Source organism: Streptomyces sp. NPDC037290 (genome assembly GCF_055603245.1).
Genome location: NZ_JBVJVZ010000046.1, coordinates 1 through 20,706, shown reverse-complemented (window position 1 = coordinate 20,706; position 20,706 = coordinate 1). Strand labels below are relative to the sequence as shown.

Annotated in this window: 15 protein-coding genes and 7 pseudogenes; 7 read left to right on the top strand and 15 right to left on the bottom strand. The window is 67.0% G+C overall.

The genetic code is table 11. The features are described from left to right. Positions 1-990 (top strand): transposase (locus ACZ7HQ_RS42995; RefSeq protein WP_471002451.1); only part of this gene is annotated, 990 nt, incomplete at its 5' end. Positions 991-1,077: 87 nt separating this feature from the next. On the opposite strand, the gene ACZ7HQ_RS42990 is transcribed toward ACZ7HQ_RS42995, so the two are convergent. The 3 genes from ACZ7HQ_RS42990 to ACZ7HQ_RS42980 form a co-directional block, all read right to left on the bottom strand. Continuing rightward, entirely contained in the window at positions 1,078-2,409 is a 1,332-nt protein-coding gene (locus ACZ7HQ_RS42990) for a right-handed parallel beta-helix repeat-containing protein (protein ID WP_471002448.1), read from the bottom strand. Positions 2,410-3,144: 735 nt separating this feature from the next. Next, a complete protein-coding gene (locus ACZ7HQ_RS42985; protein WP_471002454.1) occupies positions 3,145-3,696 on the bottom strand; it encodes a YcaO-like family protein in 552 nt (183 codons plus the stop codon). Between the two features lie 625 nt (positions 3,697-4,321). Beyond that, complete coding sequence (locus ACZ7HQ_RS42980) at positions 4,322-4,489, bottom strand: hypothetical protein (RefSeq protein WP_471002445.1); 168 nt, start codon at positions 4,487-4,489, stop codon at positions 4,322-4,324. A gap of 360 nt (positions 4,490-4,849) precedes the next feature. Here ACZ7HQ_RS42980 and ACZ7HQ_RS42975 point away from each other — a divergent pair. Next, positions 4,850-5,495 (top strand): annotated as a pseudogene (locus ACZ7HQ_RS42975) (NF041680 family putative transposase); the annotation flags it as partial. A 256-nt stretch (positions 5,496-5,751) separates the two neighbouring features. On the opposite strand, the pseudogene ACZ7HQ_RS42970 reads toward ACZ7HQ_RS42975, so the two are convergent. After that, positions 5,752-6,401, bottom strand: a pseudogene (locus ACZ7HQ_RS42970) (UvrD-helicase domain-containing protein); the annotation flags it as partial. A gap of 9 nt (positions 6,402-6,410) precedes the next feature. Here ACZ7HQ_RS42970 and ACZ7HQ_RS42965 point away from each other — a divergent pair. Then, positions 6,411-6,515: pseudogene (locus tag ACZ7HQ_RS42965) on the top strand (transposase); the annotation flags it as partial. A gap of 326 nt (positions 6,516-6,841) precedes the next feature. Here ACZ7HQ_RS42965 and ACZ7HQ_RS42960 read toward each other — a convergent pair. Further along, positions 6,842-7,042 (bottom strand): hypothetical protein, encoded by a 201-nt coding sequence (locus ACZ7HQ_RS42960; RefSeq protein WP_471002443.1) that lies wholly within the window; start codon positions 7,040-7,042, stop codon positions 6,842-6,844. A gap of 797 nt (positions 7,043-7,839) precedes the next feature. On the opposite strand from ACZ7HQ_RS42960, the gene ACZ7HQ_RS42955 reads away from it, so the two are divergent. Then, positions 7,840-8,079: a hypothetical protein gene (locus ACZ7HQ_RS42955; RefSeq protein WP_471002440.1), complete on the top strand. Its 240-nt coding sequence runs from the start codon at positions 7,840-7,842 to the stop codon at positions 8,077-8,079. 113 nt (positions 8,080-8,192) lie between these two features. Here the strand turns inward: ACZ7HQ_RS42955 and ACZ7HQ_RS42950 are convergent, their stop codons facing one another. The 7 genes and pseudogenes from ACZ7HQ_RS42950 to ACZ7HQ_RS42920 form a co-directional block, all read right to left on the bottom strand. After that, positions 8,193-8,999, bottom strand: coding sequence for an SCO6745 family protein (locus ACZ7HQ_RS42950; protein WP_471002437.1), 807 nt, complete (start codon positions 8,997-8,999; stop codon positions 8,193-8,195). A gap of 192 nt (positions 9,000-9,191) precedes the next feature. After that, positions 9,192-9,707: a hypothetical protein gene (locus tag ACZ7HQ_RS42945; protein ID WP_471002434.1), complete on the bottom strand. Its 516-nt coding sequence runs from the start codon at positions 9,705-9,707 to the stop codon at positions 9,192-9,194. 454 nt (positions 9,708-10,161) lie between these two features. Beyond that, positions 10,162-10,542, bottom strand: coding sequence for a hypothetical protein (locus ACZ7HQ_RS42940; RefSeq protein WP_471002429.1), 381 nt, complete (start codon positions 10,540-10,542; stop codon positions 10,162-10,164). A gap of 258 nt (positions 10,543-10,800) precedes the next feature. Further along, positions 10,801-11,615: pseudogene (locus ACZ7HQ_RS42935) on the bottom strand (IS3 family transposase); the annotation flags it as partial. A gap of 39 nt (positions 11,616-11,654) precedes the next feature. Then, a complete protein-coding gene (locus tag ACZ7HQ_RS42930; protein ID WP_471002426.1) occupies positions 11,655-12,530 on the bottom strand; it encodes a hypothetical protein in 876 nt (291 codons plus the stop codon). Between the two features lie 559 nt (positions 12,531-13,089). Next, positions 13,090-14,036, bottom strand: a pseudogene (locus ACZ7HQ_RS42925) (integrase core domain-containing protein). A gap of 86 nt (positions 14,037-14,122) precedes the next feature. Continuing rightward, complete coding sequence (locus tag ACZ7HQ_RS42920; protein WP_471002457.1) at positions 14,123-14,296, bottom strand: hypothetical protein; 174 nt, start codon at positions 14,294-14,296, stop codon at positions 14,123-14,125. A gap of 68 nt (positions 14,297-14,364) precedes the next feature. Between ACZ7HQ_RS42920 and ACZ7HQ_RS42915 the strand changes: the two genes are divergently transcribed. Beyond that, positions 14,365-15,807 carry an ISL3 family transposase gene (locus ACZ7HQ_RS42915; RefSeq protein ID WP_471002423.1) on the top strand — a complete coding sequence of 481 codons (1,443 nt, stop codon included), beginning with the start codon at positions 14,365-14,367 and terminating at the stop codon, positions 15,805-15,807. 971 nt (positions 15,808-16,778) lie between these two features. Here ACZ7HQ_RS42915 and ACZ7HQ_RS42910 read toward each other — a convergent pair. Next, positions 16,779-18,008: a hypothetical protein gene (locus tag ACZ7HQ_RS42910; RefSeq protein ID WP_471002420.1), complete on the bottom strand. Its 1,230-nt coding sequence runs from the start codon at positions 18,006-18,008 to the stop codon at positions 16,779-16,781. Between the two features lie 800 nt (positions 18,009-18,808). On the opposite strand from ACZ7HQ_RS42910, the gene ACZ7HQ_RS42905 reads away from it, so the two are divergent. Both ACZ7HQ_RS42905 and ACZ7HQ_RS42900 read left to right on the top strand, forming a co-directional pair. After that, positions 18,809-19,060, top strand: coding sequence for a hypothetical protein (locus ACZ7HQ_RS42905; RefSeq protein ID WP_471002417.1), 252 nt, complete (start codon positions 18,809-18,811; stop codon positions 19,058-19,060). Positions 19,061-19,320: 260 nt separating this feature from the next. Beyond that, positions 19,321-19,528, top strand: a pseudogene (locus ACZ7HQ_RS42900) (IS5/IS1182 family transposase); the annotation flags it as partial. Positions 19,529-19,755: 227 nt separating this feature from the next. Here the strand turns inward: ACZ7HQ_RS42900 and ACZ7HQ_RS42895 are convergent. Together ACZ7HQ_RS42895 and ACZ7HQ_RS42890 are read right to left on the bottom strand one after the other, a co-directional pair. Beyond that, positions 19,756-20,041: pseudogene (locus tag ACZ7HQ_RS42895) on the bottom strand (DNA-directed RNA polymerase subunit alpha C-terminal domain-containing protein); the annotation flags it as partial. 85 nt (positions 20,042-20,126) lie between these two features. Further along, complete coding sequence (locus ACZ7HQ_RS42890) at positions 20,127-20,516, bottom strand: hypothetical protein (protein WP_471002414.1); 390 nt, start codon at positions 20,514-20,516, stop codon at positions 20,127-20,129. Between the last annotated feature and the right edge of the window lie 190 nt (positions 20,517-20,706).

Sequence of the window (20,706 nt, the reverse complement as noted above, 5' to 3'; positions counted from 1 at the left end):
CAGGGAGCGGCACTCACCCGTGGAAGTGCGCCCCGGGCAGACGCCCGCGCACTCCCAGCCGCTGATCCCCAACACCACGACGAGGGACACCATCTCCGCATCGACCACGCCCAACTCCGTCCGGTCGCAGGCGACAGCAACCAGGCCCAGGCCGTCAAGGTCGTCGCCCGCGCCCACCAGAGCCTGATCTGGGAACGCACCCGCACCTTCCAGCGCATGCGCTCCGCACTGCGCGAGTACTACCCCGCTGCCCTGGCCGCCTACGCCGACCTGACCCTGACCAGTACCGACGCGCTGGAACTGCTGATCAAGGCACCAACGCCACAGACCGGCGCGAAGCTGACCCGCACACAGATCACGACGGTGCTGGCCCGTCACCGACGCCATCACCGGGACGCGAAGGCAAACACGATCCAGACCGCGCTGCGCGAGCGGCAGCTCGTGCTGCCGGAGCCGGTGACCGCGGCCTACGCGTCCACGGTGACCGCGCACGCGCGAATACCGATCGCGTTGAACGAGCAGATCGAGGCGATGGAAGCGCAGGTGAAGACCCATTTTCTCGCGCACCCGGACGCTGAGATCCACCTGTCGATGCCCGGCATCGCGGAGATCACCGGCGCCCGGGTGCTCGCCGAGTTCGGAGACGACCCCACCCGCTACGCCTCCGCGAAGGCACGGAAGAACTACGCCGGCACCAGCCCCATCACCCGCGCCTCGGGCAAGGTGCGGACCGTCCAGGCCCGCTTCGTGCGCAACAACCGCCTCGCCGACGCCCTCCAGCGACAAGCCTTCTGCGCACTCCAGAACTCACCCGGCGCACGCCGCTACGACGACCGGCAACGCGCCCGCGACCTCGACTACAACCCCGCCCTGCGCCAGCTCGGCAACCGCCTCGTCGGCATCCTCCACGGCTGCCTCAAGACCCGCACGCACTACGACGAAGCCACCGCCCGGGCCCACCACGCCCAACCCGAACCTGCATCCGCTTGACACGAAACACGATGAGATATCTGACAACACCCGGGTGAGCGCACCATAACTCGCCCGGGAGTGGCAGGGGATGCCAGCTGGCGGCCATCAAGGATAGATGACGTTTCCGACGAGCTTGTTGAATGGGTTGGTGGCGTGGTATTGGAAAGCACCGGCGTGAGTGTTTGCTGCCACCAGGTTGTTTGAGAAAATGATCACGCCTTTACCGTCGAGTTGGGCACCTGCCGTGGAGCCTGAAATGTCGTTCCCTGTGATGGTCACCTTGGCGCCACCGTCGACTTCGAGGGCGGGCCCGGCGCCACCTGGGTCGGTTCGTTGGATTTCGGAGCTCGAGATCGTCACGTAATACCCACCGTGAACATAGACGCCGTAGGAGATGTTGGAACGGAAGTGACCACCTGACACGTTGATCTGGCTCATCGCTCCGTCGATCTCGAGAGCGTGAACGAAGCTCTGGTTCGTTGAGTTGGTAAGGGTGACGAGAGTCTTGTCGACGCTCCGGATACCGATATTGCAGAAGTCGGTGGTGAGTCCGTCGATCGTCCCCCAGGCATTTCCTTTCTTCGTCCCTTGGAGGAGCACACCGGTATCAGCGCCAAAGATGAATGCGCCGCTCATGTGGAATGCATCGAGGTGGTTCAGCTCGATGCCGATGCCGCCCTTGTGCCAGAACGCACCCTTGTACATGTTGGGCGGCGTCCAGACTTCCACATTCGCGATCGTCGTGACATCGTACCCGGTGTCGATACGCATACCCAGTTTGCCGACCGCCGCGATGAACACGTCCTGGATTACTGCGCGTCCCGTGTTGTCGGCGACCGACTCGATTCCCTTCCAGGCGTGTGCTATCCGCAGGTTGCTCACGCGGGTTCCCGCACCGTCGAGGAGGATAGTCGTGGCGTACTGCTTCGGTGTGGCCGAGGACTCGTTCTGTACATAGTCGAAGTTCAGGCCGCTCACCGCGCCGCCGTCCTTGAGGCGGATGGCGCTGCGGGAGGGATTGGTCGCCATGATGGTGGGAAGAGTCGCGTAGTCAGAGGTGTAGCTGGCGTGGTTCTCTCCGGCCATCAGCTGTTTCGTCAGTGTAAGGGTGTCCGTGATCTTGTACGTGCCCTGGGGGACATAGACCGGGATCTTCTTGGCAGTCGACTCGGCGATCGCCTTCTGGAAGGCTACCGTGTCATTCGCCTTGCCGTTACCGGCGGCTCCGAAGTCCCGGACGTTTGCAGCGTCCTTGCCGGCCGTCGGGGCAGCCACCCGTTTGTGGGCCTTGGCCATCATCTGGAGGGGGCGCGCTGGCACCGCGAACGATCTGGGTGAAGGGGCCTTTGCCCATGCGGCTTGCGACATACCCCCCTGTCCCGCCATGCCGCAGGCTATGAGTACCGCAGCGATTAATCGACCGGACTGTCGACGCATGTGCTTCCTTCTTCCTGTAAACGGGAATGCAGGGAGGGCTCTGATTGCTCCGCCCGCGCGAAAAGGTCAGACGTAAAGAAGGACTGACCGTCCGCCGGTTTTATGACGGTGCCCCTCGAAAGAAGACCGTCTTTCGCCCGGCTGGGGGACCAGGGCATGAGGCCCACATTCCGAGGCGCTACCATCACCAGCTTCGATCACATGAAGTCCAAGATCCAATCGAGCTGCTCCATGCGACCGCACACCTACGAGCCCTCCTCCCGTCAGGATGAAAGGGGGCTCGGGACTGAACAGTTACGCAAGCCGCCGGGCTGATGGGGCAGCACCGGCGGCGCCGTCATGTGGACGGGTGCGGAAGAACATCCACACGCAGTGCGCGATGTGAACGCCGTGTCTCCTGACCACACCCCCGCCCGCCCTCACTGGCCCAGAGTCCGCCAACTTCCCTGCTTACCAGGGCTAGTTAATCCCACATCCGCGGCAGATCTACTGCTCACCCCCCTGCAAATCCGCCTTCCACCGCAGGCCATCAGTCGCGCCCCAGCCTCACATCTGCCCGGCCTGCGAGGGCACCCCTCGGCTCCGGCAGGTCTATTGCTCTCCCGGCTGCCGACGCGAAGCAGAACGACAACGCGAACGTGACCGCGACGAACAGCGGGCCATCCGGCTCAACGAGACACCGCCGCCGCCCCGTCCGAACTTCCGCCTCCGCCCAAACCTTCCGTCCGGGCCGGTTTACGCCGCCCCGCCGGACGAGAACCGATGGAACCGACCGCGACCCGCACGCCCGCACCGCCAGCAACCGGTCACCAGCGTCGCCCTGCTGGCCACCCCAGAAGCGGCCCGGCCCGCGATGCCCGGGGGACCCGACGTGATCCCGCTTCGCAAAACACCTCGGCGGATCGTTGACGACGTCGGCTGACCGCCACTGATCCTCAGGGGCCGCCGACCTGACGATCGGCGACCCCCTCGCAGCGCGTGCAGCAATGCCTCGTCACGGGTGTTCCCGCACGCCAGGTCGGTGCTGGTGGCACGCAGCAGATCCGGACTCCACTCCGGCCGCTGCGCCCGGCAACGGACGACGTCGACTGCCACCATCACCTTCTCTGCGGTCAGGAGGGAGGTGCCCGTGGTCCACTCCCACACCATCCGGGCAAGAGTGTCCTCGGGGCACGGAACGGTGAGCGGCAGCGCGGAGACGGGATAGCCAGGGGCGATCTCCACGGCCGAGCCACGCGCAGCGATCCGCAGCGGCTGCTCGACGTGCCACAGCTCGATAGCCTCCATCACAGCCGCCAGCTTGGCCGCAGAGCGGTGGCGCCCTGCCCTGGTCCGTGCTCAGGGTCATGGATGTCGGCCGGACGGTTGTCCAGACTGGCAGTCCGATGGAGTCCAGATAAGTCAGCCGGGCGACGCGGGTGATGCCGTACGACGGCAACGCGCCCGCGAGCGTCTGCCGCGTCTCCTCAGGGGGCCGGGCTCGCATCGTGCCCGGCAGCGGAACCAACTCGTCAGCGGGCACCGGCCACCTCCGATCGCTCGGTCTCGGCCAGGTACCCGGGTACCAGCCGCTTGTCCGCGTCTACCGCCTGCGCCCCGCAGACCAGGCCCCGAAATAGAGGACTCTTCATCGAGCAGGTGCTCAGGGCACCGCCACACCGCCAGCAGCATCTGACGAGCGAACTCGTCGAGCACCGCCGCAGTCGAGAAGCCAGGGCGGCTACGCCGGACCGCGGTGAGTGCGTCGGCGTAGCACACGACCGCCACGCGGTCCACGCAGGTCTCGCCGGCCAGTAGCAGCGCCATCACTGCCTCGTCGCGCAGGTCCACCGTCGAGTGGAACACCCGACGGGCGGGCAGGCCGCCGGTGATCTGGGCCGACCGGGCCCTCAGCGGCAGCCCAAGGCTTCCATCAGCCGGGCGCTGCGAGCGGTGTTCCAGGTAGGCCGTCCACCTCGACGGGAAGGCGGGGTGGAAAGTCTGCTGGTAGACGGGCCGGGTGGTCCAGCTCGATCTGCTTGGCCAGCCAGTCCGCGAACGCCGTCTCGCCCTGACCGCCCGAACCGCGGCCCATGTGCATTGCGGGTAGTAGACCGCGCGCAGTGCCACCAGCAGGCCGGCGGCCCACGCGTCGTCATGTATCCCCGCCGATTGGACCAGCTCCAAGACGTGCCAGGGGTTGACCACCGGCCAGGTCAGCGCGCCGAACTCCCGTCTGGCGCCTGCCCGACCGCCACCTCGTCATCGCGGTCGATCTACCCACGGGCGTATGCGGTACGGACACGGCCGACCCGAGCATCCCGAACGGCGCCAGCTCGGCTGCCCGCAGCGCCGATGCTCGCCGCTCCGATCACCAGGACGCCTCGTTCCATGCGGCCAGGATCTCCTTATGGCGCAGCGCCGGAGACTGGTGATACATCCGGTCGATGATCACGACCGTGTCACCGATTCCAATCGCGGCACGGCCGAAGCCTCGCCTGGGGACCGGATGCACCCCCGATTGCAGGCCCGTGGCCCCTGGCTCGACCACTGTGGTGAACTCCCTTTGATCCACGGCACGTTGCTCCGGCTGAAGGTTGACCACCTGCCCGGCGACCGTTGACCCCAAGCCGGTGTGCCTGTGGTCCTCGCGCACCGGCATGACCGGCCAGGACGTCGATGTCCGCTGGCAGGCGTTCCTCCGCAGATTCGATCTTGAACATACCTTCCGGCTGTTCAAGCAGACCCTGGGCTGGACCGTCCCCAAGGTCCGCGATCCGCACACGGCCGACCTCTGGACCTGGCTGATCATCGCCGCCCACACCCAACTCCGCCTCGCCTGGCCCCTTGCGGAGGACCTCTGCCGCCCCCGGGAACGGCCCGCCGAGTCGCGTCGGCTCACCCCTGCTCGGGTCCGCCGGGGGTTCCGCCACCTCCGCGTGAAGACCGCCCGTCCCGCCGACGTGCCCAGACCCTCCAAGCCCGGCCTCGGACGCCCACCCGGCTCGAAGAACCGCAGGCCAGCTCCCCGTCACGAGCCTGGGAAGACCGTGAAACGAATCGAAACCCTCACCGAACACGTCCGCCTGAAACAGCAGCGAGGTTAATGATCAAGAGGGTGAGCGGATTTCCTCGTTGATGTGTCCCGTTCACGTCAGGTGGGCCGATGGACGGTGTCGCCGCGCGCGGTGCCCTCGGGGCTGTACCGCGAAGAGGGCCAGTACGGGAAGGTGCCAGGTGACCTCGTCGGTGTCCCGGTAATGGGTCCACGCTGCCAGCGTGGCAGGGCCACCTGGCGGTCCAGAAGCTCTGCGGTCCGGGTGGGGGTGCCCGCGCAGTCGGGCGAAGACGTCCATGGCGGTGCAGGGGGCCGAAGTGGAAGGAACGGGACAGGGGGGCGGGGTGGCGTCGAAGCCGGTCGTCACGTCCCGGGCGCCGCGCCAGCCGTAGATGGCCTGAGCGGGAGTCTCCGAGCATGACGAGCTGGGTATGGTTCGCGCTGGGCGGCGAAAACTTCTTCCAGGGCGGGGTCGGTGTCCTGGGCCTCGTCGAGGAAGAGGAAGTCGGCTTCGATTGTCGGCTCGGTCAGGCCCACATTTTTAAGTAGTGGTCGTGTTCAAAACGGACCACGCACGTCTCGGGATTCTGCAGGTCGGCCCAGGCCTTGAGGGCGAACGACATGAGTTCTGGGCGAGTGGGGTGGCTGCCGGCCGTCTCCAGGCCGCGCATGCGAGGTATGTAGTGGCTGCCCAAGGTGCGGTCGGCGGAGTGGCCGTAGCGGGTGATTGTGCGCAGCACGGGCATGGGGGAGCGCCCTCGGACTGATCGTGTGATCGCCGATGCAGACGGGGAGGGTGATGCCGAGTGCCTGGCCGCTCTTCCAGGCCGGCTGGCGGGGGCTGTTGAGTCGGCTCGTGTAGAAGTGGCCGACGGCGGCGTAGGCCGTGGTGTGGGCTGTCTTGCACAGCACGGTACTGGGAAAAGGCGGCAGAGTCCTGGGCGATGTCCTTGTTGGCTGAGGGATGGGTCCGGTAGATCTGACAAACCGTGAGTGGTTGCTGCTCGACCCTCATGAGCCGCTGGCGGGCGGTCGTGGAGGCCGGTGGAGCGACCACCGCACGGTGATCACTGCATAGCACGGCGGTCGAATGGCCGGTCCCGGCGGGTGAGGCCTGCGCGGCAGGGGAAGGAGAGTTTCCATTCACGACCTGGGCACCGGACGCGCGCCACATGGCAGTACGGGCCTCAGGTCGTCTGAGGGGTGCAGCAGATCGGAGCCGACGGGGGTCACCGTCAGGTGGACCGGATCTGCTTGAGCCTTCCGGTGATCGAGCAGAAGGCCATGCGTCAACCGGTCTGCCGCGCGGGATCATCTGCGGCGCGTGCCTCTTCGTGGCGGAGGTCGGCCGCCGTCCGCCTCCCCGTATGCCGGAGCAGCTTGATCGGGTCGGGACTACTTGTCGTGTTTACGCTGACCGCTCGGCAGCAGCTCCGGCAACTGCTCTACCTCGGGCCCGAGCCGCGCGGCCTGGACGTCGTCTCCACTCTCCACCGTCAGGACGTAGTCGAAGCCGAGCTGGACCAAGTGCGGGGGAAGCGAGGGCACGATGGGGGACAGGGGCAGCTCCTGACGTACGGTCTCCGTGCCGATCACGGCGACGTCCGATCAGGGTCCGGACATCGGCCTGTGGACAGAGGACGGAGAACTCTCCCTCCCGGAGGGGATGAATCGGGCTGCAAGCGCCAAACCCGGTCCCCTTGTCCACCATGGTCGGCCCGACCGCGAGCCCGACCATGGCCCCTTGTCCAGGTCGCCCCCCGACCACCGCCCCGTTGTTGACCACGCTCGCTACCGGCGGCCGTCAGACCGCGGACAAGGGGGTCCCGTGCACGCTGCTCCCTCGATCACCGCCCACCGAAGGGGCGGTTCGAAAGGAAGGAGCCACCGCGATGACCACGCACCGACCACCGGCAGGCGACCGGCAAGCCCGACCCGGTCACAGGCCCGACCAGCACCGGGCAAGCCACCCCGACCTCCTACGGCACGCACTCGGGATGCCACTTGGGGACCCACTTTGATGCCCGACACCGAGCAGGACAGAGAAACCGCAGCTCACCACGCAGATGCAGCCGCCCGCCGCCTCGTCACCACCCTCTTCTCTCCTCCTGAACTTCTGTGTGATGTCGGTGGTGGAGGAGATCATCGGGTCCGGGGGCCGGATGCCCTCTGCGGCCGGGCGGGGCTGGCGCCCGGTCGGTGGCCGCGCGCGAGCCACGAGGGAGCTGGACTGATGGTGGGGAAGCGGAAGACGAACCCGGTAGGGTCGACGAACGATCTGCGCGGAGATGTGCTGCGCGTGCTCGGAGTTTTGAAGGGGGCCACAGCCGACCAGATCCAGCGCATCGCCGCTCCCCACCTGAGCTACCGGCACACCGACAAGCCCACATCCGATGGCCGTCAACGAGACCGTCATCGCCCTGCTGCGCCCGAAGCCGAACCTGGAGCTGCTCACCAAGGAGCCGGCCGAAGCCCGAGCAGCCGCCCACGCCGCTGTCGACGCTCCCGACGGGGTGGGCACCATCGCGTCGTACCGGACCGAGGTGCCGCTGCCCGCGATGGGGACGTGCCGCTGCCGCAGGCGCTGGAACCCGAGCAGCCGGCCGCTGTGCTCGACCTCGTGGCCGCGCTGAGCCGCGTAATCCGTCGTACGGCCCGATGCCGCGTTGACACCCGCGTCCGCCGCAGGGGTCGTCGGAGTCCTGTGCCTTTTCTGATCATGAAGATCTGTAGCGATTTCTGCGTGTCACTGCGAGCCTGTGGCCACCAGGGCCGCGGTGATGGGTTCGAGCTCGGTGATCAGTTCGTCGAGTTCGGCGGGGGACAAGGCGTCGTAGGGCGGGGTGGCGAGTTCGTCGGTGAGGGATTCGATGCGCTGTTTGGTCGCGCGGCCGGAGTCGGTGAAATGGCCGTCGGTGTCGATGAATCCGCGTTCGCGCATGCCGTCCATGACCGCCGCCAGGCGCTCTTTCGGCAGGTGATGGATGCGTCCGAACGACTCTGGGGGGTGGATGCCCTGTGCCAGAGCGGAGAGCACGTGGGCTTCCGTGCCGCCGATGCGCGCGCCGACGAGAGCGGCGATGTGCCCGTCGCCGCGGTGCTCGCGCAGCATGGTCGCGGAATGCCACAGCCGGGCGACGGGGTCGTTGGGTACCTCAATGGTGCGCATGCCGGCGTACATCACCCGGCCTTCGGTGGGGGCGCTCGTCGCGGCCTTGGTGGTCAGGTCTGCTGCGCGCACCAGGCCCGGGGAGTCGGCCAGTTCGTCGCCGAGGATGCGCCGCAGGGAGGCCGCGCTGCCTCGCTCCCGCGCGGCGACGGAGGCCTCGGGCGGGAGCGTCTCCCAGGCGCTGGGGATGTGCCGTGCGGCTTCCCCGTCGGCGAAGTTGTAGAAGGCTGCGTGCACGACTTGAGCCGGCACCCGTCCCAATGGTGCGGCGCGGCTGGCGAAGTAGCCGTCCCAGTAGGTGCGGTGGCCGAGTGCGGCCAGTTCCTCGTTGCACTCGTCGGCGAGGTAGGTGACCAGGCAGATCGGCTCCAGGAGCTCGAACATGCGACGGGCGATGTGAGTCATCGGTTGCAAGCGCCTCTTGTCCATCGGGTTCTCCCTTTGTTCGGTGTGCCGACTTGGACCGTCTGGCACACCGAAACTCATCGGCGACCGAAGGGAAGCAGTGCAGATGGGGTGGCGTCTGCGGCTGTGTGAGGGCGGCAAATCGACGAATCGGGGGCGTGCCTTACGGTGTCATACCGTGGTGGGCGGACTGCCACAGTTCACGCCGGCCCTCGATCTGGTCCGCAGATGCGATGCGTGGGAGAGCTTGAGGGCTTCGTCGACGTACTTCGTGTTGGTGAGGATCTTGGTGAGTTTCTTGGCGCACTCCTGGGTGATCGCGGTCTTCTCGTACGCCTCGATGGTGGCGACGACGGTGCCGAAGGGGATGTCTGGGAAGCGGCGTTCGGCCTGTTTGACGAGGCTGAGCAGTTCCTTCAGCTCCTTCATGTCGTCCTTGGTTGCGGTCTTGCCGGTGAGCTTGTCCAGCTCGACGGCCACCTTGCCGAGGACGGCGGACTCCTTCTCCAGGGGCTTGGCTGTGTTGTCGAGCCGGCGGTAGACGAAGGTGGCGACGGCGGTGAGGAGGATGCCGGCGAGCGTGATGAGCGCGGCCCAGGTGAAGGTGCTGTTAAAGCCTTCGCTGGCCGTGCGGCTGGCCTGAATCAGGAGGGTGGGGAAGGCATAATCGGCGTTTTGCTGCGGCATGGGAGAAGGAGAGGGCATGATTAGGGTGTCCTAACTGAGAACTAGGGAGGATGCCCGTCGGGCCGGTCCTGGCAGATCACCCGGCGAGCGTCGAAAGGTTCTCCGTGTACCGCTTGGGCGGTGCATGTAGTGGCTGCGGTCTCGGGCTCTGCAAAGCCTGGGGCCGCAGTCCGCGTTCAGGGCCTTTCAGCCCGGTGGATGCGGGGTATCGAAAGCAGCCGTCGGGGAGCGCACGCGTGTGCGGGAGGGTCGGTCATCCTCCGCCTGCCGGGCGGGCAGGATCGGACGGAACAGGTAGACGATCGATCAGTCGCCCCGCACAGCAGGCCGTGGATGGAAAATGACGACATGAGCGCTTCCTCCGTCTTTGTTCTGGTCAGCAGGCAGGGGGTCGGCTGCGGCCGCTCAGCGTGTCCCATGGACTCGCGATCCTGGAGGCGCTGGGCGGTTTCCGTCAGTCGAGCGGGTGACGGGGGATCAACCGGTTGAGGACGCGGTGCCTCTGCCGCCAGCCGGGGTTGTCGTAGGCCACCGAGAGGCGCACGTCGTTGAGCGCGAGGTAGCCCACCCATGTGGCGGTGATCGGCAGTCCGGCCACCGTCCGCACCCCCCCGATGGTCATCGTCACGAGCAGTACCGCGACACCGATCGACAGAGGGCGCTGCGGGATACGCAGCTTCCGGTTCCTGTTCACGGTCTTTCGGCTCTCACGGCGGGCCTTCGCGAAAGAGGCGGTGTAGGCGCGGGTGTACATCTCCGGGTCCGGGAGCGCAGGGCGCTCGGCCACAGTTCCGATCACGACGTGCCCGGACATGTGCTGCTCGCTGGTGTTCACCGCGTTCCTTCCGGCCGGTAGCGTGAGGTGCACGCTGTCGCCGGTCGGACGGACAGGACTGTTACGGGGACGCTTTTGACGAGGTGGCTCCAGGCTCTTATCAGGTCACGTCCGGTCGGCGGCAGCGCTTGCTGCGTGCCCGGCCGGACGGTCGACAGATCAACGCCAGGACACCCTCAGGGGCGGCCGTAGCAAGAGTCAGACCGTCACGGCCGGGGCTACCGAATCCTTGCGGGATCCGGTGCCAAGAGACTGACAGTCGTAGCTCGAGCCGACCCTGCCCATGTTCCGGCGGATCCCGAAACCGTAACAGACCTGCGCGAACGCCGCCGACGTGTACTGACTGCCCCTGTCCGCGGGGAAGATCACTCCGGTGACGTTGCCGCCGCGGGTCGCGACCGCCATCCTCAGAGCGTCAATGACCAGTTCGGCGCGCATGTGGGTGGCCATCGAGTAGCCGATCACCCGGCGTGGGCAGATGTCGATGACGCAGGCGAGATACAGCCACGTCCCGCCGACCTACACGTATGTGATGTCGCCGCACCACTTCTCATCCAGCCGGGCGGCGGTGAACTGGCGTCGGACGAGGTCCGGGGCGGGCGGCGCGAGCCGGTCCGGGGCGGTGGTGCGCTTGCGGCGGCGCAGGTGCCGGCCCTCGATGCCGTGCCGCCGCATCAGTCGCTCGATGCGCTTGCGGTTGACGGTGCGCCCCAGGCCCCGCAGTTCGGCGTGGACGCGCCGGACCCCATAGGCTCCCTTGTGCTCGGTGTGTATCTCGCGGATCTCCGCGACAAGGTCGTCCTCGGCGGCCTGCCGCTCTTCACGGGCCTTCGCGCCGACAAGCCATCGGTAGTACCCGGAGCGGGATACCTGAAGGACACGGCATATCCGCTGGACGCCAAAGGCCTTGGCGTGGGCGGAGACGAAGTCCCAGCGGCGGGTTCTCACTTCATCTCCTTGGCGAAATAGGCTGCCGCCCGGCGCAGGATCTCCCGCTCGGGCTCCCACTCCTTCTCCGCCTTGCGCAGCCGGTTGTTCTCCGCCCGCAGCCGGGCCAGTTCCTCACTCTGGCTCTGCGTGTTCTGCTCGCCGCGGCTGGGCGGCCTCCCCGGTCAATTCCACACGCACCCGCGTGAAACGGTACTGCCCACACACCGACTCGCCGTCCACACTGACGTGATCCAGAGTGATCTCAGCCTGATCTCCCACCTGCAGCGATGGGCCCGAACCGGGAGGACAGGTTGCACTGCGTAGAACCTGCGAGGACGACGGCTGAGGGAAAACGTCCTGAGGCCCGGGATTGCCATCCACCAGGCGCATGGCAGCGCCACTGCCTTGACCTTGTCGACCTTGAGATGGAGATCGACACCAAGGCGCCGGTTCTCTGTCTCCAGGTCCGCTTCCTCACACCGAGCCGCGCTGTACAAATGCCGCGACACCGAGTCCAGCACCCGAGCTAGCGTCTGAATGCACTGCTCCAGCCGTTCGCCAGAGGTCACCGCATCGACGACGACATCCTCCAGTGACTCCAGGCCGCCTGATACGTGATTGCACGCCCGGACGTGCCGGTACACCACGACGCTCCACGGCGCCTCCCGGCCCCGCGCTTCCAGAACAGCCCGGCTCACCGCAGCGATCGGCACATACAAAGGAGAGTCATCCATCGCCCGCAGGTCCCGGTAGGCGGCCCACTCCTTGACGGCCTCCTCGTACGGCATTAGCTTGGCCACCTGCAAAGTGGCCGGACGGTCTTTGCGGGCCACACTGATCGTCAGCATGTGTGCTCCACCACGTCCCCCCCCCGGCAGCCGGCCGTGCACCGATACCGACTTCACATCCGCAGGCCACCGGCCCTGCTCCCGGCACTGCACTTCCGAAGCATCAGTGTCATCGCTGACCGCCACGTTCAGCAGCGCGTCCTTGACCTTGCCCTGGTCATCGCTGCTCAGGCCACATGCGGCTTCAAAGGAAATTCTCGGCTGCCCCAACGCTTACCCCCCGGGCACATAGTGAAGCCCCGCTCCACTCCCTCACCGCCAGAAGCGACAACGGCACGTAGCGTAGCGGCGGCTGGTGGGTGCTGTGCGCAAATGCCCAACAAAGGGGCCCACACTCAGGCCACCTATGTCGAGTACGCGATAGAGCCAGGCCAGCAGTAGCACGGGAGCGAGCACGACCAGGACGAGACCCGTGATAGCAGGGAGGATGTCGCGAAGCTCGGGACCGTACCGGCCTTGATTCCGCAATTCGGAGACCGCCTGCCGACGCTGCGTGCGCCGGGAGCAGGGCACCGGAGGACGTCTCGACCGCACCACCCAGGCCCACCCCCATCAGCACCAATTCTCTCGTCGTGCCGTACAAATACCGGTTTCCTCCGCACCTCGCCAGCAGGTACACGGAACTGACCGAAACGCCGCCTCTGCCGAGCACCGACTCGAGATGACCATCCGCTGGGACCGCGTGACCGCGACCGTCGGCCTGCCCACCGCCTCTTGACCCAGGGCGGCCACCAGGCCCTGTCCTTGCGGAATTTGGCTTCCGTGCAGGTCACGTAGCATGTTCGTATTCGTGGAGGATGCCACCCAGACGATCTCGTCTGTGTACATCGAGGCGGGCCATCTCGTCCAGATCTGTGATCGGCGTGGGTAAGGAGTGCAGCGGGCGGGCGTTCGCGATGCCCTGATGGGGCCGGTGTCCGTTGTAGAAGTGTTCGAACTCTCGCAGGGCGTGGAGGAGATGGCGCTGGTTCCAGATCAGGGTGAGGTCCAGTAGCTCGCGTCGGCAGGTCTGTACCCAGCGTTCCATGATCGCGTTCATTCGGGGCATCCGGACACCGCTGAGCACGGCCTCGATCCCCGCATCGGCCAGGATGGCGTCGAACAGGGCGGGGAACTTCCCGTCCCGGTCCCGGATCATGAACCGCGCCCGGCAGCCCGCGTCCTCAAGGTCCATGACGAGGTTCTTCACGGCCTGCGTCACCCAGGCGGCGGTCGGGTGTGCGCTCGCGCCCAGCACCCGGATCCGGCGGCTGCCGTGCTCGATCGAAGACGTACAGCCGGGCCCCGGACAGGGTGACCGCCTCGAAGAAGTCGCAGGCCAGCAGCGCCTTGGCCTGCGAGCGCAGGAAGTCCGCCCAGGTACTCGCGCTCCGTTCGGGTGCGGGGGTCGATCCCGGCCTCCTTGAGGATTCCCCAGACGGTGGAGGCAGCGATCTTGATGCCGAGGGTGGCGAGTTCGCCGTGCACCCTGCGGTAGCCCCACGACGGGTTCTCACGCGCCGGGCGCAGCACCAGGGCCCTGATCGAGCGAACGGTGCGCGGGCGGCCTGGCCGTTTCCGTCGAGAAGTGCGGGCGTGCCGCTGCCTGGTCAGGTCGCGGTGCCATCGCAGTACGCTGTCGGGTTGGATCAGCATCCGGAGCCGACGCAGAACCTTGCGCGGCAGCGGTACCAGCAGCGCCGCGAGGAAGGCCCGGTCGAGCGCGGCGAACCTCATCTCGACGACGGCCGAAACCCTGGTTCTGGCTCACTTTCCGTGCAGCGTTGACGGACGGTCACGGACCCGCCCGGGCCGTGCGGCGGTCACGCGGCCAGCAGGACGCGGTTGCGTAGCAGGGCCAGGCCGGCCCGGCCGAACATCTGCCGCTTCAGCATCTTGATCCGGTTCACCTGCCCCTCGACCGCCCCCGAGCTGAACGGCAAGGTCAGCCCCGCCTCCACCGCCCGCAGACACCCGATCCCGTTCACGAACGACACCAGTCTCTTGTGATCACTTCCGGTGCTTCCCTGCGCCGCCGCCCCCGAATGCCTAACGATCAAGGCCCGTGAGCGATGTGGAGGTAGAGGACGTCCTGTTCGCCGACCTGGACGGCCTGCAGGTCCGACGCTTCCGATGCCCGGCGGCATCGTGCCCCCGGGCGACGTTCGTCGAGCAGATCGACGGGCTCACCGTCCGGCACGGGCGGCGAAGCCAGCGGTTGAACACCGTCTTGCAGATGGTCGCGCTGATGCTGGCCGGACGAGCCGGAGCCCGCCTGGCCACCGTTCTCAGCGCGGCCGTCAGCCGCTCCACCCTCCTGCGGCTGATCCACGCCCTGCCGGACCCGCCGACCGTGACACCGCGCGTGCTCGGCGTCGACGCCTTCGCCCTGCGCAAGGGCCACGTCTACGGCACCGTACTGATCGACGTCGCGACCCGCCGCCCGATCGACCTGCTGCCTGAGCGGGAGTCGGCGACCCTGGCCCGCTGGCTGTCCGAGCACCCCGGAGTCGAGATCATCTGCCGCGACCGCGCCAGCGGCTACGCCGAAGGCGCCCGCCTCGGCGCCCCGGACGCCGTGCAAGTCGCAGACCGCTGGCACCTGTTCCACAATCTCACCGAAGCCGTGGACCGCTGCGTGACCAGGCACTCCACCCACTTACGCACTCCGGAACCGCCGCCCAGCCCATCGGTCTCCGCCGCTGCGGCCGCCGAACTGGAGAAGATCACGGAGGCCGCGAAGGCGGAACGAGCCGCCCACCGCTGCGCCGACCGCACCCGCGACCGGCACCAGGAGATACACACCCTGATCGACAAGGGGCTCACCCTGCGCGAGATCAGCCGCGAGCTCGGCCTGGCCCGCAACACCGTGCGCAAGTTCGCCCGCGCCGCCACCGCGGAGGAGCTGAGCGCGGGCAAGTGGCAGGGTCGCGCGAGCGTCCTTGACGACTACAAGCCCTACCTGCATCAGCGCTGGCAGGAGGGCTGCACGAGTGCCAAGAAGCTCTTCGAAGAGATCAAGACCGCGGGGTTCCGGGGCGGCTACTCGGTGGTCCGCGACTACCTCCAGCCACTGCGTGCTGGAGCCAAGCCCGCCGACCGGGCACGTCGGCCGCCGTCGGTCCGGGACGTCACCGGCTGGATCACCCGCCACCCCGACAGCCTCACCCAGGACGAGACTCTGCAGCTCAAGGACATCCTGACCCGGTGTCCGCAGCTCGATGCCACCGCCGAGCACGTCCGGGCTTTCGCCGAGATGATGAACGGGCGAGCCGGTCACAAGCTCGCGGCCTGGATCGACAGCGTGAAGGCTGGCAACCTGCCCGAGCTGGTGTCGTTCGTGAACGGGATCGGGTGTGATCTGCGGGCGGTGGAGGCGGGGCTGACCTTGCCGTTCAGCTCGGGGGCGGTCGAGGGGCAGGTGAACCGGATCAAGATGCTGAAGCGGCAGATGTTCGGCCGGGCCGGCCTGGCCCTGCTACGCAACCGCGTCCTGCTGGCCGCGTGACCGCCGCACGGCCCGGGCGGGTCCGTGACCGTCCGTCAACGCTGCACGGAAAGTGATCCAGAACCGCATGAGGAACTGTCGCGTCTCGCTCATGTGATACGGGATCATGCAACGCCATGGTTCTCCCTGTTGGCCGCCCGTGGAAGGGAGCACCGGCCCGCCGCACCTTCGCCAAGAAGCCGTCGGGCCGGTGTCAACAGATAGCCCGTCAATCGGGTTTGGAAATGTGTTCAACTTTGCAGACTCGTGTCCGACTGCTGTTCACGGGCCAAGGCGGGCACCACGTGAGGAACACCCCTCAGATGACGGAGCGTACCCGCGCATGCGGGAATTCGGGACGCCGATGACCAACTCGTAACCAACCTGCCAGCCGCCAGCGCTGCAGCTTGATGGGTTTGAGATTCCGACGGTGATGCCGAATATGGAACCATTCATTCCTGACTGGAACCCGTCTTACCTTGCGCCGCGAACAGCCCATGCAATTGGCAACTCGTGTACGTAATATGCCACCCGGAATGAAAAGTCATCGAACCTCTTTCATCCTGTCCTGGCCGGGTGAAGTGGGCTGATCGGACGGGCCTCAACATCCGTCCGCGCCTGCCCGTGCAGGAAGATCCAGACCTCTGGCCCCCGCCTGCTCGTACGCGGTCTTCGGCTGCCCGGGCCGCCGGCCCGACGAGGCGACCGAGGAGCAGCAGCTACGACGTCATGACGGGTGGCCGACGGCAGCCCGTCCGCGTGTTCACCGGTGACCAGGTAGACCACGCGCTGAGCAACCGGCCTTCCAACACCACGGGCGTGGAGGAACTGCTCACTGGGTAGGGCCCTTCGACAAAGTCGCGGTGTTTCGCCACCTGCCCCTCGCTGGGACCGGGCATGCTGGAGCGCGTGTCAAGGCCGGCTTCCGGCGAGGGATCTGCTCATCGGCGATGAGGCCCACAGGTGGTGGCATTCCGGCTGGCACCTGAGCTCTACAGCAGCGGGGCCAGGTGGTTGGTCCTGGTGCCTGCGGCCGACTTGAGGTAACGGCGTAGCCTGTTCGCAAGGGTGGCGATCTCGCCGCTGAGGGCAAAGCCAGGGCCATAGAGCGCTGGCGCCCGTAGCTGGCCTGCCTGCGTGGCGAGGTCGGCCGCCAGCCCGGCACTTAGCCCGGCCCTTGGGACGAGGCGGATGGTGTAGTCGAGGATGCTGCCGCTTTGACTGTTGACGATGCTGATGCCCGGCAGCACACCGATGCCGGTGTCCCAGCCCATGGTGTTGCGCACGTTATTGAGCAGGGCCGAGGTTCCGAACCTCTGGCCGTTGCTCTTGGAGTACACGACCGCCACATTAGGGGCCGTGTGTGGGGCACGCTCTGTATAGACGACGGCATAGCCGGACGTCGAAGCAGTGGGGGTCCACTGATAGCGGGGGATATTGTATCCGGCGCGGTACCACTCGGCGGGGGTGCCGTCGGGATGGAGTGAGAAGGCGACTGCGTCGAAGGCGTCACTGGAGTGCAGGAACGGTGTCCAGTTCTCCAGGTAGAAGGTCACGTGGGGCACGGTGGCGCCGTTGTTGACCACCCTCGGCAACCTCAGCACCCGACGGATCTCCAGGGCGCCGTTGCCCAAGCGGGTGTACCGGGTGAGTTGCGGAACGGCGTCCGAGCCGGCGAAGACGGCGTTCATCGCCTGGTTCCATTGTCTGTCGGCGATCGTCCAGATGTCAGTCGTCCAGGTGTTGGGCCGTTCGACCGCGACGGTGCGGCTGAACCTGCCGCTCCCATCGCCGGCCTGGTTGACGTTCCAGCGCCGTTGCCTTCCGGGCCCGCTGCTGGCGACGTTGAGTCCCCACAGCACGCCCTGGATCACACGGTCGGTCTCCTCACCCCTGTTTGTGGGCGACAGGAGGGGGCGGTAGGCGTCGGCGCAGTAACGCATGTTCGCCACACAGCCCCCGCCACCGAGGCGGAAGTCGAACTCCTCCCTGGCGTTCCAGTAGTTCCGCTGCCAGATATCACGGTCGTAGGTGAACAGTTTCCAGGACCAACCGCTCATGGTCCCCGCCCGCGCAGCTCGGGGTAACGTGTTCGCCACAACGGCGGCGCCCGCTATCAGGACACTGCGCCGACTGAGATCGACCCGACTCTGTTGTTGCATGGACATCACCGCTTCGTTTTCTCTGATGTGCTTTGTGGCGTCCTCTTGCGCGATGAACATTGTCCCCCCGAGGGACGAAACGAGCAGCTGAGGCGGACGATTCTGGTCGGGTGGTGCTCCTTTGGCTTCGTCAACCGACGGGGACGGAGTTGAGGGCCGTGGAAGGTGCCGCCGCGGAGCATTGCGAAGAGCACGTCGGCTCGTCGTTTTGCGACAGAGGAGTTCCTGAGTGCGGTGCTTTCCTGGTGATCTCCTTGGCGTAGTAACTGCGCGAGGCCCGGCCGGACAGGGCGGCGGGGGCACGGAGAGGAAGAAGGCCCGCGTGCGCACCGTCAACAGGGACGAGACCCCGATGATCTTGAGGCCGCGGGCTCCGATCCGGGCAGCTCGCAGCGGCGGCAGTACCCCGTCGGCCTCCTCTTGCTGGGTTGCCTGGTGGGCCAGGGTGCGCAGCACCACGTCCAGGCGGGCAGCGCCGCCTGGCTCTGTGTCCGCTCCGGCCGCCTGGTCGGCGTCCTCGATCTCGCGACGAGACTGCACCCACAGCATTCACATGCTTATATTGAGGCATATAAGGCCCATTTCGGGCACGCTGTGAGGGTTTGGAGTGTTGAATGCGTGGAGTGATGTGTATTGCGGCAGCGGTGCTGGCGTTAGCCGGTTCGGGCGCGGCGAGCGCGCAGGCTGACATATCGCGGGACCCTGTCGTCAAGGCCTCACCGGCTCAATCCGCCGGAAACTTGGTGATCCAACGTCCCACGTACAACGCAGGGTTGGGGGCTGGTCCCGACAGGTGGCTTTACAGGTCCTACGACGGTATGGGTACCTGGGTTTCGCCCAACGGGCGGGCGAGACTGATCATGCAGCTGGACGGCAACTTCGTCCTCTACAAGGACGGCCACGCTGCGTGGGCGACAAACACCACCAGTCGTGGTGTTGCCGTGTGGCAGCCAGACGGCAACCTCGTGGTCTACGCAGGCTGGGGTACGAATCCGATCTGGCAGTCCAACACCTCGGGCCGGGGTGAGTACCTTGCCATTCAGGATGACGGCAATGTCGTCATCTACGACGCAAGCTGGCGGCCTGTCTGGCAGACCGGGACCAGCGGCTGACCACGCAGCACCGTTCTCGTCAGTGCGCCGGGCAGGGACCGGCCTGGCACGGTCATACAGAACAATGTCGGGCTGATCCGCCACCAACGCACCAGCAGCTCACGGCGACTGACGTTTCGGCACATGCCAGAAGGGCTCCCCGGTTGGCGACGCCAGCTCCCGGCGGGCAAGGCCGCGCCGTCGGCGAGACGGGGGGCCAGGCGCGGCTGGGTCTGCCCTGGCCCAGGCTCACGCGGTCCCCGGGGTTCTGTGCGGTCGCATACCGGTTCTCGGCGAATGTGCAGGACTCCACCGATCCGACACCCGCCTGGTGGTGGCCTCGACCCGGCCGGCACCTGGCAACAAGGCAGACGCACATGTCTGGCGCGAGTCGGACCTGCCGTCCGTGGCGGCGGGCACGACGGTGATCGCGGTGCCTACCTGGGCACCGGGCTGATCGTCCCGGACCGCAGACGACAACTGGCTCCGGAGTAGTTCATTGTCGTCGCGGCCACCAGCAACTTCCGCATTCCAATCGCGGACCCGTCCGGGCACAAGCCCGATGGCCTTCGCGGCGAACTCAGCACCGTTGACAACGCCGTACGGGCCCTCGATCGCTACGGCACCAACGGCCCGCGCGACCGGGTCAACCTGCTGCAGCGACAGGGAGGTGCGCTCCCCGTCGGCGTATTGCCGGTGCCGAAGGACTGTCTGAGGGATCGAGCATGGGCCAGAACTCTGCCACCAAGGTGGATGCCCTCGCGCTTGAGGCAGTTGTAGGAGCGGACCGTGAGCTCCAGCTCCTCGATCGGCAGCGCGAGGTCGGCGGCCAGGGCGGCGTCCGTGGGCAACGGGCCCATGTCGGTGCTTTCGGCGTCGTTGTTCGGCTCGCGGGCCAGACCGAACAGCTCGACCAGCGACTTGCCGGCCGACGCCATGGCGTCACGCGGACATCGCCAGCTTGGTCTCGACGTTGACGATCAGCTTGTCGAAGTCGGTGCGGAAGCAGATCGCGCCTCTGCACTGCGTCCACACCAGCAGCTGCTCACACACCCACGTCCATAGCGCCGGGTTCACGGCAGCCGGATCAACCGCAGGCTGCCCGTCGAGCGGTTGGCGCGGTAGGCGACACCGTACTCGCGAGCGAACCGGTTGGCCTGGCGACCGAACCGCCGATCGAGCGCAGGTAGAAGGCGTAGGCCACCGAGGCGACCTGTTCCTCGTTCAGGTACAGCACCCACAGGTGGCCGAGCTGGCGCGCGGTGCGCACCCGGTCGGCCAGGCCCTCGGCCGGCGACACATGCAGCCGTTCACCGAGGTGCGCATACAGGCGCAGTGCGTCCATCTCCGAGCGGCGCAGCTCCACCAACCGCTCACCCTGGGCCGGCCCCTCCGGCTGGTGGGCGGGGGCTGGGCTGGCCTCGGTGTAGGCCAGCACATCCCGGCCGTGGCCGGTGCGCCGGGCCGCCCACTGCACGGGCCCACCCCCGTACAGGACAACTCCGCACGCACCTCCCGGCCGGCCAGCTCCCCCAGGCCCTGCCCCACCGCGGCCTCCACCTCTTTGTGATGCTAGGGCGTGTATCGAATGTGCTGGTCACAGCCACTCGTTGATGGCCGCGACGAGGACGGTCGCCTCGTAGCGGACCGCGAGTTTGTCGTAGCGC

Coding starts and splice junctions, on each gene's coding strand:
- ACZ7HQ_RS42990 (WP_471002448.1), bottom strand. CDS start 2,409: ATGCGTCGACAGTCCGGTCGATTAATCGCTGCGGTACTCATAGCCTGC.
- ACZ7HQ_RS42985 (WP_471002454.1), bottom strand. CDS start 3,696: ATGGAGGCTATCGAGCTGTGGCACGTCGAGCAGCCGCTGCGGATCGCT.
- ACZ7HQ_RS42980 (WP_471002445.1), bottom strand. CDS start 4,489: ATGCACATGGGCCGCGGTTCGGGCGGTCAGGGCGAGACGGCGTTCGCG.
- ACZ7HQ_RS42955 (WP_471002440.1), top strand. CDS start 7,840: ATGGCCGTCAACGAGACCGTCATCGCCCTGCTGCGCCCGAAGCCGAAC.
- ACZ7HQ_RS42950 (WP_471002437.1), bottom strand. CDS start 8,999: ATGTTCGAGCTCCTGGAGCCGATCTGCCTGGTCACCTACCTCGCCGAC.
- ACZ7HQ_RS42945 (WP_471002434.1), bottom strand. CDS start 9,707: ATGCCGCAGCAAAACGCCGATTATGCCTTCCCCACCCTCCTGATTCAG.
- ACZ7HQ_RS42910 (WP_471002420.1), bottom strand. CDS start 18,008: ATGTTCATCGCGCAAGAGGACGCCACAAAGCACATCAGAGAAAACGAA.
- ACZ7HQ_RS42905 (WP_471002417.1), top strand. CDS start 18,809: ATGCAGCTGGACGGCAACTTCGTCCTCTACAAGGACGGCCACGCTGCG.